The organism is Streptomyces sp. NPDC001980 (assembly GCF_040296885.1).
Classification (GTDB): domain Bacteria; phylum Actinomycetota; class Actinomycetes; order Streptomycetales; family Streptomycetaceae; genus Streptomyces.
The window spans coordinates 116130-127894 of record NZ_JBEOYD010000011.1; the positions used below are offsets into that span (position 1 = coordinate 116130).

The following is an 11765-nucleotide window of genomic DNA, read 5'->3' on the forward strand; positions in this document are numbered from 1 at the left end:
AGGCAGGGAGAAGCACGTTGACCAGCACGACGGGGAGCACGGCGAGCACCGGGCAGCCCACCATCCGGCGCGGTACCAACCTGCCGCGCCTCGGCGACTTCAACGAGTCCGTGATCCTGGACGCCATCCGCCGGCACCCCACGGGCCTGAGCCGGGTGGAACTCGCCCAGGCCACCGGGCTGTCCGCGCAGACCGTCTCGAACATCACGCGCCGGCTGCTCGACGGGGGCGTCGCCCGGGAGTCGGGCAAGCAGAGCACCGGCAGCGGAAAGCCCCGCACGCTGCTCGAGATCGTCCCCGCGGCCCGGTACGCGGTCGGGGTGCACCTCGACCCCGCGGTCATCACCTGCGTCCTGGTCGACCTGCTCGGCACCGTGGTGGCCCAGCGCAGCGTGGTGACACCGAGCGGCGGCGACACCGACGCCATCGCCGCGGACATGGCGGCCTCGGTCTCCGCGATCGTCGCCGAGTCGGGCGCCGACCGGGAGCGGGTCCTCGGCCTCGGCATCGCCGCCCCCGGCCCCATCGACGCGGCCGCCGGCTGGGTCGTGGACCCGCCCGAGCTGCCCGGCTGGGGCCGCTACCCGCTGCGCGACAGGCTCAGCGAGGCGACCGGGTTCCCGGCACTGCTCGACAAGGACGTCACGGCCGCCGTCGTCGCCGAGCGCTGGACCGGAGCGGCCACCGACAGCCGCAACCTGCTCTTCTTCTACCTCGGCACCGGATCCGGCATGGGCCTGGTGGTGGAGGACACCGTGCTGCGCGGGGTCTCCGGGAACGCGGGCGAGGTCGGCGGCCTCGGCGCCGCCTCCTCGACGAAGACGCTCGTCGAGGAGGGCGTCGCCCTGGGCGTGCTCGGCGCCGAGTACACGGTGACGAACCCGGCCGACGCCCAGCGCGGTCTGGAACGGCTCGTGGAACTCGCCGCCGCGGGCGACTCACAGGCGGACGGCATCATCGAGCGTCTCGCGATCCGGATCGGCCGGGGCGTCTGCGCGGCGGCGACCCTCCTGGACATCGACACCATCGTGTTCGGCGGACCGACCTGGAAGCTGCTCGCCGACCGGCTGCTGCCCGTCATCGAACCCATGGTCGCCCGCTCCCCGTTCGTGAAGCCGACCCACCCCACGGTGGTCGTCTCCACCACCCTCGGCGAGAACGTCGCCGCCGTGGGCGCGGCCTCCCTCGTCCTCGACCAGGCGCTCTCCGCCCAGCCCAGGTCACTGCTGCTGGGCTGAGACCCGACCCGACGGGGCCGTACCGGAGCACCCGGCTGCGGCCCCCCGGTCGAGAGCGTGTTCGCTCCGTAGTCGCCGACGAAAAAACACGTGGACCGAGCGACCGTCGTCGCGGGACACTTCCCTTACCTGACCTGCCGATTCCAGGCCGCCGCGGACCATGCGGCGGCCGACTCGGCATGCCGTGCGACGACTACACAGGGTTGAGATGACATCCTCTGTCGATTTACCTGCGACGGGACCACGCAAGGGCGCGGTGCTGCTCGCCCTTCGCTACTACGGACGGGAGCTGGCCCGGCTCAAGCGGTTCACGCTGCCCGGGTTGCTGCTGCCGGCGCTCGGCAACATCGGAATCAACTACGTGGCCCCGCTGGTCGTGGCCAAGCTGATCGGCCGGATCGCCGACGGCCACGGCCTGGGCTTCGGCGCCACACTGCCGTACGTCCTCGGCTTCGCCGGTGTCCTGCTGCTGGCGGAGGTGTTCTGGCGGGTGGGTCTGCACTGCCTGAACCGTATGGACGCCCTCGGCATCGAGCACTTGTACGTCATCGGCATGGACGAACTGTTCGCGAAGGACGCCGCGTTCTTCCACGACAACTTCGCGGGATCGCTCACCAAGCGGGTGCTGAGCTTCGCCACCCGCTTCGAGGAGTTCGGCGACACGCTGACCTTCAACATCGTCGGCAGCTTCGTGCCGCTGGCGTTCGGTTCGGTGGTGCTGTGGCGGTACCAGCCGCTGCTCGTCGTCGCGCTCCTCGCGATGATCGCGGTGACGGCGGGGTGCGTGTTCCCGCTGATCCGCCGCCGCCAGCGGCTCGTCGACCAGCGCGAGGAGGCGATCGCCCGGGTGTCCGGGCATGTCGCCGACAGCCTGATGAACATGGACACGGTCCGGGCGTTCGCCGCCGAGAGGCGGGAGGCCGCCGAACACCGGTCGAGGGTCGCCGAGTCGAGGCGGCGCACCCTGCGCTCCTGGGACTACGGCAACCTGCGCATCGACACGTTCGTCGCGCCGATGTCCGTGGCGACCAACGCGGTGGGCCTGCTGCTCGCGGTGGCGCTGGCGGGCGGCGGGCACAGCGTGGAGGCGGTCGTGGTCGCCTTCACCTATTACACCAACGCGACCCGGATCATGTTCGAGTTCAACCAGATCTACCGGCGCATGGAAAGCTCCATGACGGAGGCTGCCCAGTTCACCGAGTTGCTCCTTGAACCGCCGACCGTCATCGACCCCCCGGCCCCGGAGCCGCTCGCGCCCCGGGCCGCCGACGTCCGCTTCGAGAAGGTCTCCTTCACCCACGCGGGCGCCAAACCGCTGTTCGAGGGGCTGGAGCTGGACGTGCCCAGCGGGTCGAAGTTCGGGTTCGTCGGCCGGTCGGGCGGCGGCAAGACCACGCTGACCCGGCTGCTGCTGCGGATGACCGACATCGACGCCGGCCGGATCATGATCGGTGGCCAGGACATCAGCCGGCTGCGCCAGGCCGACCTGCGCAGCCAGATCGCCTACGTCCCGCAGGACCCGGCGATGTTCCACCGCACCCTGCGGGACAACATCGCCTTCGCCCGGCCGGACGCCACCGACGCCGAGATCCGGCTGGCCGCCGAGGCCGCGCACGTCACGGAGTTCGCCGACGCGCTGCCGGACGGGTTCGGGACCATGGTGGGGGAGCGAGGCGTCAAGCTCTCCGGCGGCCAGCGCCAGCGGGTCGCCCTGGCCCGGGCGATCCTCAGGGACGCCCCGATCCTGCTCCTGGACGAGGCGACCAGCGCGTTGGACTCCGAGAGCGAGATCCTCGTCCAGGAGGCGCTGTGGCGGCTCATGGAGGGCCGCACGGCACTGGTGGTGGCGCACCGCCTGAGCACGGTCGCCTCCATGGACCGGCTGGTGGTCCTCGACCGCGGCCGGATCGTCGAGCAGGGCACGCACCACGAACTGCTCGCCGCGGAGGGTGCCTACGCCAAGCTGTGGCAGCACCAGTCGGGCGGGTTCCTGGACGAGGGACCTCGGCCGGCCGAAGTGCACTAGGCGCTTCGCTGGAGGGACCGGGGGTGCGTTGTCGGTTGGCTGCGGCACCGTCGTGGCTGGTCGCGCAGTTCCTCTCCCAGCCTTCGGCTGGGGGTACCCCCAGCGCCCCTTCGGGGGCGCTGCCGCGGGCGGGTGGTAGACAGGTGACCATGAGCCACCTGAACGCCCTCGCCCGCCCGGCGGGACTGCGATGACCGCCGGCATCGACACCCCCGACCGCCGGGGCCGCACCGGCCTCGACCGGACCGGTCTGGATCTGACCGGCAACCCGCGCGTGAAGGTCCGGGAGGTGAAGCTCCTGTCCAGTCACTGGTACGTCGAGCGGGCCACCACCTTCGACCTCCAGCACGCCGACGGCACCTGGCACACCGAGGAACGCGAGACCCACGACCGCGGCAACGGCGCCACGCTCCTCCTCTACGACGCCGAGCGCGAAACCGTCCTGCTCACCCGTCAGTTCCGGTTCCCGGCGTACGTCAACGGCCACCCCGACGGCATGCTGGTCGAGACCCCGGCGGGCCTCCTGGACGACGAGGCCGAGCATCCCGAGCACGCGGTCCGCCGCGAGGTCGTCGAGGAGACCGGCCACACCGTCGGCGAGGTCGAGCACGTCTTCGACGTCTACATGAGCCCGGGTTCGGTCACGGAGCGGATCTCCTTCTACGCGGCCGCCTACGGCCCCTCGACCCGCACGCACGAGGGCGGCGGCCTGGACGAGGAGGGCGAGGACATCGAGATCCTCGAACTCCCCTTCCGCCGGGCCCTGGAGATGATCCGGACCGGCGAGATCGCCGACGCCAAGACGATCATGCTGCTGCAGTGGGCGGCCCTGGACGGACCGTTCGCCGGGCGCCCTTGACTTCGTGCGCACTTCAAGCCGAAGACTCACCACCGTGCACCTGATTCCCCGGGTGCGCGGACGGAGGAGACGGCATGAAGTACCGCACCATCGGCACCGCCCCGAGCACCCGCCGCGAGGTGAGCGTCCTCGCGCTCGGCGCCATGCTGTTCGGGTCCCGGACCGACGAGCAGACCTCCTTCGCCGTCCTCGACCGCTATGTCGAGGCCGGCGGGAACTTCATCGACACGTCCGACAACTACGCCTTCTGGGAGGACGGCGGTCAGGGCGGCCAGAGCGAGGAACTGCTCGGCCGCTGGCGGCGCAGCCGCGGGATCGGCGACGAGGTCGTGATCGCCACCAAGCTCGGCGCCCGCCCCCTCGCCCCCGGCACGAGCTACACCGACAACCCCGAGGGCCTGTCCGCGAAGGTGATCCGGGAGTCGGCCGAGCGCAGCCGCGAACGCCTCGGCGTCGAGAAGCTGGATCTGCTGTACGCCCACATAGAGGACGCGGCCGTCCCGCTCCGCGAGACCGTCGAGGGGTTCGCCGCGCTCGTCGAGGAGGGCACCGTCGGCCTGCTCGGCGCCAGCAACCACGCCGTCTGGCGGCTGGAGCGCGCCCGCGCCCTCGCCGCCGCGGCCGGCCTGCCCGGCTACGAGGTGCTCCAGTACCAGCACAGCTACCTGCGCCCGCGCACCGACATCCCCGGCGACCTGTTCCCGGACGGCAGCCTCGGCTCCGCCGACGCCCAGCTCCGCAGCTACCTGCGCGCGGAGCCGGACGTCACCCTGGTGGCCTACTCACCGCTGCTCAAGGGCGCCTACACCCAGCCCGGCAAAACGCTGCCCGCCGATTTCGACCACCCCGGCACCCCGGCCCGCCTCGCGGCACTGGACGCGGTGGCCGGGGAGACCGGGGCGACCCGCAACCAGGTGGTGCTGGCCTGGCTGCTGGGCGGGCCGCTGCCGGTCGTCCCGCTGGCCGGGGTGTCGTCCGTGGCGCAGCTGGAGGAGAACCTCGCCGCCGTGGACCTGGAGCTCACGCCCGGCCAGCGCGCCCGCCTTGACGCGGCTCACTGACCGCGCGGCTCCCGTACGACGGCGACCTCGCCCGGCGCCACGGTGACCGTGCCGTCGGCCGGCTTGCCGGACAGCAGCTCCACCGAGCCGGGCGCGACCGGGACTTCGGCGCCCTCGCCGGTGTGGTCGATCACGAACACGTAGTCCGCGTCCGCCCCGCGCCGCACGGCGACCTCCACGCCCGCCGGGGCGGTGCGGCCCGCGGCCACGCCCGCCTCGGCACGGATCCGGCCGAGCAGCCCCGCCAGGGTGGCCGGGTCCGGGAGCGTCGCCACGTACCACGCGGTGCCCGAGCCGTAGCCGTGCCGGGTCACCGCTGGTACCCCGGCCAGCGGCCCGTCCGCGTACGACGTCACCGCCGTCGCGCCCGCCAGCCCCACCCGCTCCGACCAGAGCGAGCCGGTGCCGCCCTCGCTCAGCGTCACCCGCTCCTCGGGCAGCAGCGGGAACAGCTCGTCGGTGCGCACGCCCAGCAGCTCCCGGAAGGCGCCCGGGTAACCACCCAGCCGCACATGGCAGTTCTCGTCCACGGCGCCGCTGTGGAAGCCGACGGCGAGGCTGCCGCCGGCCTCCGCGAAGGCGGTCAGGTTCGCCACGCCCATGTCGTCCACCAGGTACAGGCTCGGGGCCAGCACCACCTTGTACGCCGACAGGTCCGCGTCCGGGCGGACGAAGTCCACCGCCACGCCCGCCCGCCACAGCGGCTCGTACCAGGCGCGGACGACGTCCAGGTAGCGCAGCTGCTCGCTCGGCTGCGAGGGCAGCTCCACGGCCCACCGGGCGTCCCAGTCCCAGACGACGGCCACCTCGGCGGTGCCGGTGCTGCCGCGCACCTCGGCGAGTGCCTGGAGATCGGCGCCCAGCCGGACCACGTCCCGCCAGATCTGGCTGTCGGTACCGGCGTGCGGCAGCATCGCCGAGTGCCACTGCTCGGCCCCCGCCTTCGCCGCCCGCCACTGGAAGTAGCAGATGCCGTCCGCGCCGTGCGCCACATGGGCGAGCGCGTTGCGGCGCAACTCGCCCGCGGTCTTCGCCCGGTTGACGGGCTGCCAGTTCACCGCGCCCGTCGAGTGCTCCATCAGCAGCCACGGACCGCCCGCCAGCGACCGCATCAGGTCGCCGCTCAGCGCGATGTCGATCTGCGACTCGGGGTCGGTGGACCGCAGATAGTGGTCGTTGGCCACCACGTCCAGCTCCGGTGCCCAGCGCCAGTAGTCGAGGGCGTCGAAGTTGAACATCACCATGAAGTTGGTGGTGGCCGGGATGGCGGGCGCCGCCTCCCGGAGCACGTCCCGCTCCGCCGTGTACAGCGAGAGGAGTTCGTCCGAGCAGAACCGCCGCCAGTCCAGCTGGTGGGTCGGGTTGGGGACGGCGCCGGTCGCGCGGGGCGGCAGGACCTCGGCCCAGTCGTAGTACCACTGGCTCCAGAAGGTGGTGCCCCAGGCGGCGTTGAGGGCGGCCAGGTCGTCGCCGTACCGGGCCCGCAGCCAGCGGCGGAAGGAGGCCGCGCTGGTGTCGCAGTAGCAGGCCGCGTTGTGGCAGCCGTACTCGTTGTGGACGTGCCACATCCGGACGGCCGGGTGGCTCGCGTACCGGTCGGCGATCGCGCCCGCGATGCGCAGCGCGGCCTCGCGGTAGGCGGGGCTGCTCGGGCAGAACGTCTGACGGCTGCCGTACGACAGGGTGCGGCCGTCGTGGTCCACCGGGAGTGCCTCGGGGTGGGCGCGGAAGAACCAGGCCGGCGGGGCGGCCGTCGGGGTGGCGAGGTCGGCGGCGATGCCGTTCTCGTGCAGCAGGCCGAGGATCCGGTCCATCCGCGAGAAGTCGTAGACGCCCTCGGACGGTTCCATCAGTGCCCACGAGAAGATGCCGACGCTGACCATGTTCACGCCCGCCTCGCGCATCAGGCGGACGTCCTCGTCCCACACCTCCTCGGGCCACTGCTCGGGGTTGTAGTCGCCGCCGTAGACGATGCCCGGGACGGAGAGGGTGCGGTCGCTCATCGGTTGACTCCGGTAACTCCGGTGAGAAGGCGGCGGGTTGTCTCCACGCCCCATTGGTCGAGGGAGAGCAGCCGGTCGCTGGAGGCGACCAGGCCGCCGACGGCCTCCACATGCGCCGCCCAGCGCGCCCGGGTCTCCACGGCCGGGCGGGCCATCAGGCAGTCGGGGTCGTTGACCCAGAGGCGGCCGTGCTGCCACTGGCGGCCGACGCCGGTGAACTCGGCCGGATCCTGGCCCGGTTGGCTGTAGTCGTCGGCCTCGGGTCGGCGGTGCGGAGCCGTGTCCGGGCTGACCCGCATCGCGTCGAACAGCCCGATGGAGGGCAGCATCGGCGCGCCGCAGCCCAGCAGGTAGGCGTCCGCGCCGATCGCCTCCCGGATCAGGCCGACGCCCAGCCGGTACGCCGTGAGCGGGTCCGCGCCCGAGTGCCGTACGCCGTCCATCGCGCCCGCGTAGAGGAAGTCGGCCTTGAAGTAGTCGTAGCCCTCGGTGCGCAGCGTCGCGAAGACGTCGGTGAGGTAGGCGGCGGCGGCCGGGTGGGTGGTGTCCAGGACGTACAGCACATGACCCCAGTTGCGGCCCGCGCGCAGCGGTCTGCCGTCGGGGTCGCGGACCAGCCAGTCCGGGTACGTCTCGGCGAGGTCGCTCGCCGGGTCGACCAGGAAGGGCGCCGTCCAGATGCCCGCCCGGCGGCCGCGGGCGCGGATGGCGTCCGCGATGCCCCGCCGGGAGCGGAAGCGGCCGGAGAGGGTCAGCCAGTCGCCCAGGGCGCTCTGGTAGCCGTCGTCGATCTGCACGACGTCGATCGGCAGGTCGAGGGTGTCCATCGCCCGCAGGTTCTCGTGGATGTCGTCCTCGGTGACGGCCGTGAAGTACTCGTACCAGGAGCACCAGACGGTGGGCGCGGGGCGGGGCGCCGGCACGGCCAGGGCGCCGGCCCAGTCGGCCAGCACGGACTGGATGCCCGTGCCGGTCCACTCCTTGACCGGGCCGTCGGCCTCGACCTCCGCGACCCCGGCCGCCACGGTCAGCCGGACCGACGGCACCTCGTGCAGCGGGTCGGCCGCCGCCCAGAGCCGGACCGGGGAGCCGTCGCCCGGGTCGAGCGCCAGCAGGCCCTCGCCCTGGAAGGCCCCGGCGGGCACCCGGCGGCCGGGGCGGTAGCACACGGTCGCCCAGTTGTCGTTCGTCGGGCGGTACGGGGCCGCGCCGAGGGCGTAGGCGCCACTGGGCGACCAGGACTGCCAGCCCTCCTCGTGGACGCGGGCGGTGCGCGTGTCCACGGGCACGGAGGCGACCGGGGTGAACGGGTTGTGCACGAGGTTCTCTTTCGAAGGGGGCCGGATCAACCCTTGGCGGAGCCCAGGGTCAGACCGCTGACGAACTGCTTCTGGAGCGCGAAGTACACGAGCAGCGTCGGGATCGCGGTGAGCAGGGAACCGGCGGCGACCAGGTTCGGGTCGGTGAAGTACTGGCCGGAGAGGTTGTTCAGCGCCGAGGTGATCGGCATGTTCTCCCCGGTCGAGATCAGCACCAGCGCCCAGAAGAAGTCGTTGTAGATCCAGATCGACAACAGGGTCGCCAGGGCCGCCATCGCCGGCCTGCACAGCGGCAGCGTGACCTGCCAGTACAGCCGCCACACCGACGCGCCGTCCACCAGCGCGGCCTCGGTCAGCTCGTGCGGCAGCGAACGCATGTAGTTGCTGAGCACGAACGCACAGAACCCGGACTGGAACGCCACATGGATCAGCACCAGGCCGAGCGCCGAGTCGTAGAGCTTGCCGCTCGCGGTGATGCCCGGCAGGTTCGTCAGCAGGTACATCCGGTACAGCGGGGTGATGATGACCTGCTGCGGCAGGAGGTTGCCGGCCGTGAAGACCAGCAGCAGGAAGAGGTTGACCCGGAAGTCGAAGCGAGCGACGTAGAACGCGACCATCGACGACAGGAACAGCGTGAGCAGCACGGCCGGGACCGCGATGACCAGCGTGTTCATGAAGTAGTGGGTCATGTCCGACTGCTCGAACGCGTTCTTGAAGTTGTCGAAGTTCAGCGTGTGCGGCCAGGACACGTAACCGCGGTTGCTGGTCTCGCTGTACGGGCGCATGGCCGAGAAGATCGCCCACAGCAGCGGGGCGAGCCACGCCAGGGCCGTGCCGGCCAGGAACACGTGCAGCAGGACACGGGCCGGGCGGATCGGGTTGCGCTGCTTGGGCAGCGCGCTCAGGGTGCTCATGCGCTCCGCTCCTTCCGGAAGGTCGCGATCAGATACGGGATGATCACGATCAGGGAGATGAACAGCAGCACCACCGCGATGGCCGAGCCGTAACCGATGCGGCTGGACTCGCCGATGATGTTGTTGGTCACCAGGATGGAGAGCAACTCGGTGCCCTGGGCGCCCTTGTTGAAGACGAAGACCAGGTCGAAGGCGCGCAGCGCCTCGATGATGGTCACGACCAGGACGATGGTGTTGGTCGGCCGCAGCGTCGGGAAGATGACGTTCTTGAACGTCTGCCACTCGTTGGCGCCGTCCAGCGCCGAGGCCTCCCGCAGCGACGGGTCGACGCTCTTCAGGCCGGCCAGGTACAGGATCATCATGTAGCCGGTGTGCCGCCAGGACGCGGCGACCAGGACCGCCCACAGGTTGAGGTTCGGGTCACCGATCCAGTCGATGTAGTGGCCCGGCTTGTTGGCGCCGATGAGGCTGTTGATCAGGCCCGTGTCCGGGTTGTAGATCAGCTGCCAGACGAACCCGATGCAGGCCAGGGAGATGACGACCGGGAGGAAGAACGCCGTCTGGTAGACCCGGCTGAACCTGATCTTCTTGTCCAGCTGCACGGCCAGGAAGAGGCCGAACGGGGTCGGGATCAGGATGAGGACGACGAACCAGATGACGTTGTGCTGGACGGCCGGCCAGAACTGCGGGTTGTCGGTGAAGAGTTGATGGAAGTTGTCGAGGCCGACCCACTTGATGGAGTCGAACCCGATGCCGTCCCAGGAGGTGAAGGCGAGGAGGATCGAGGCCAGGGCGGTGACCCAGACGAGGAGGACATGGAGGACCGTCGGCACGCCCGCCATGAAGGCGAGGGTGATCCGGTCACGGCGGGTCAGCAGGCGCTTGTGGCCCTGCCGGATCCGCTTCTTCTCGGACGCGCGCCCAGGAGGCGGCACGGCGGCCGCCTCCTGGGACTTCGTGGGGGTGTCGGTCGACATTCGGGAACTCACTCGGACGCGAAGATCGTCTTCTTCTGGCGCTCGATGGACGAGAGCAGGCTGTCGATCCCCTTGGGGTTCTGCAGGAACTTCTGCAGACCGGGCTGCATCACCGTGGAGGTGAAGTCCGGGCGGGAGTCGCGGTCCATGAACTGGGTGAGGCTCTTGGCGGCGCCGATCATGTCGAACGCCTTCTTCTGCAGGGTCGAGTACGACGAGGTGCTGGCCTTGCTGGAGGCGGCCACCACGCTCGGGTCGCCCTTGAGGTAGAGCTCCTCGGCCGCCGGGGTGCCCAGGTACTCGAGGAGCTTGACGACACCGTCGTGGTTCTTCGGGGACTTGGAGACCATGAAGCCGTCGGTGGGCGCCTCCACGGTGTCCTGGCCGTACGCGGAGTTGATCTCCGGGAAGGCGAAGAAGTCGAGGTCGTCCAGGTCGGCCTTGTTGGTGAACTGCTGGGCGACGAAGGTGCCCAGGAGGTACATGCCGGCCTTCTTCGACACCAGGGTCTGGGCGGCGTCCTGCCAGGTGCGGCCCATGAAGCCGTCCTGGTGGTAGGGGAGGAGCTCGGCCCAGTGGTCGAAGACGTCCTTCACCTTGGAGTCGGTCCACTCCGCCTTGCCCGCCATCAGGTCGACGTGGAAGTCGTAGCCGTTGAGGCGGAAGTTGATCTGGTCGAAGGTGCCCATCGCCGGCCAGGCGTCCTTGTCGCCGAAGGCGATCGGGACCAGGTTGTCCTTCTTCATCTGCTTGCACAGGGCGACCAGTTCGTCCCACGTGGTGGGGACCGTGTAGCCCTTCTCCTGGAAGACGCTCTTGCGGTAGAAGACCGCCCAGGGGTACGTGGTCATCGGCACGAAGTAGTACTTGCCGTCCGCGCCCTTGCTGAGCTTCTTCATCGCGTCGGGGAAGTTGTCCCCGATCTTCTGCCACACGTCGTCGATCGGGGAGGCGAGGCCCTTGGACGCGAAGAACTGCATGCGGTAGCCGGCGAACCACTTGAACGCGTCGTCCGGGGTGCCCTGCAGATACGAGTTGATCTGCTCCTGGAAGGTGTTGTGGTCCTTCGTGTTCACCTTGGCGGTGATGCCGGACTGCTTCTGGAAGGCCGCGTACACAGCCGCGTACGCCTTCTTCGGCACGGCGTCGGAGTCGTTGGAGCCGACACTGACGGTCTTGGGGTCCGACGAACTGCCGCTGCCGCCGCACGCGGAGAGCAGGGGTATGCCGGCGCCCGCGAGGAGGGCGGCCGAACCTGCACCGCGCAGGACGTTACGGCGGCTCGGACCCGGCACGTGAAGACCGGACGGGGAGATGCGCATGGCGGCTCCTGAGTAACAGGGTTCGGCAAGGGGAAGAGTTGATCTT

9 protein-coding genes are annotated in these 11765 nt (G+C 70.5%); 4 read left to right on the forward strand and 5 right to left on the reverse strand.

The features are described from left to right. The first annotated feature begins 17 nt into the window (after window positions 1-17). The 4 genes from ABT137_RS19125 to ABT137_RS19140 all read left to right on the forward strand — a co-directional run bounded on the left by ABT137_RS19125 (window position 18) and on the right by ABT137_RS19140 (window position 5184). Window positions 18-1238 carry an ROK family transcriptional regulator gene (locus ABT137_RS19125; RefSeq protein ID WP_351710258.1) on the forward strand — a complete coding sequence of 407 codons (1221 nt, stop codon included), beginning with the start codon at window positions 18-20 and terminating at the stop codon, window positions 1236-1238. A gap of 208 nt (window positions 1239-1446) precedes the next feature. Then, on the forward strand, window positions 1447-3264 hold the full coding sequence (locus tag ABT137_RS19130) for an ABC transporter ATP-binding protein (RefSeq protein ID WP_351710261.1): 1818 nt from the start codon (window positions 1447-1449) through the stop codon (window positions 3262-3264). A 190-nt stretch (window positions 3265-3454) separates the two neighbouring features. Continuing rightward, window positions 3455-4123, forward strand: coding sequence for an NUDIX domain-containing protein (locus tag ABT137_RS19135; RefSeq protein ID WP_351710263.1), 669 nt, complete (start codon window positions 3455-3457; stop codon window positions 4121-4123). A 74-nt stretch (window positions 4124-4197) separates the two neighbouring features. Next, window positions 4198-5184: an aldo/keto reductase gene (locus tag ABT137_RS19140; RefSeq protein WP_351710266.1), complete on the forward strand. Its 987-nt coding sequence runs from the start codon at window positions 4198-4200 to the stop codon at window positions 5182-5184. On the opposite strand, the gene ABT137_RS19145 is transcribed toward ABT137_RS19140, so the two are convergent. From ABT137_RS19145 to ABT137_RS19165, 5 genes are read right to left on the reverse strand one after another with little or no spacing between them, the layout of a single operon-like run. Continuing rightward, window positions 5178-7187 carry a beta-galactosidase gene (locus tag ABT137_RS19145; RefSeq protein WP_351710269.1) on the reverse strand — a complete coding sequence of 670 codons (2010 nt, stop codon included), beginning with the start codon at window positions 7185-7187 and terminating at the stop codon, window positions 5178-5180. The two genes, ABT137_RS19140 and ABT137_RS19145, sit on opposite strands and share 7 nt — an antisense overlap. After that, window positions 7184-8506: a glycoside hydrolase family 36 protein gene (locus tag ABT137_RS19150; protein WP_351710272.1), complete on the reverse strand. Its 1323-nt coding sequence runs from the start codon at window positions 8504-8506 to the stop codon at window positions 7184-7186. Before ABT137_RS19150 ends, ABT137_RS19145 begins: the two co-directional genes overlap by 4 nt. A 26-nt stretch (window positions 8507-8532) precedes the next feature. Further along, a complete protein-coding gene (locus tag ABT137_RS19155; RefSeq protein ID WP_351710275.1) occupies window positions 8533-9420 on the reverse strand; it encodes a carbohydrate ABC transporter permease in 888 nt (295 codons plus the stop codon). Further along, window positions 9417-10397, reverse strand: coding sequence for a carbohydrate ABC transporter permease (locus tag ABT137_RS19160; protein WP_351710278.1), 981 nt, complete (start codon window positions 10395-10397; stop codon window positions 9417-9419). Before ABT137_RS19160 ends, ABT137_RS19155 begins: the two co-directional genes overlap by 4 nt. An 8-nt stretch (window positions 10398-10405) precedes the next feature. Continuing rightward, window positions 10406-11719, reverse strand: a complete 1314-nt coding sequence (locus tag ABT137_RS19165) for an ABC transporter substrate-binding protein (RefSeq protein WP_351710280.1) — start codon at window positions 11717-11719, stop codon at window positions 10406-10408. Window positions 11720-11765: the final 46 nt, after the last annotated feature.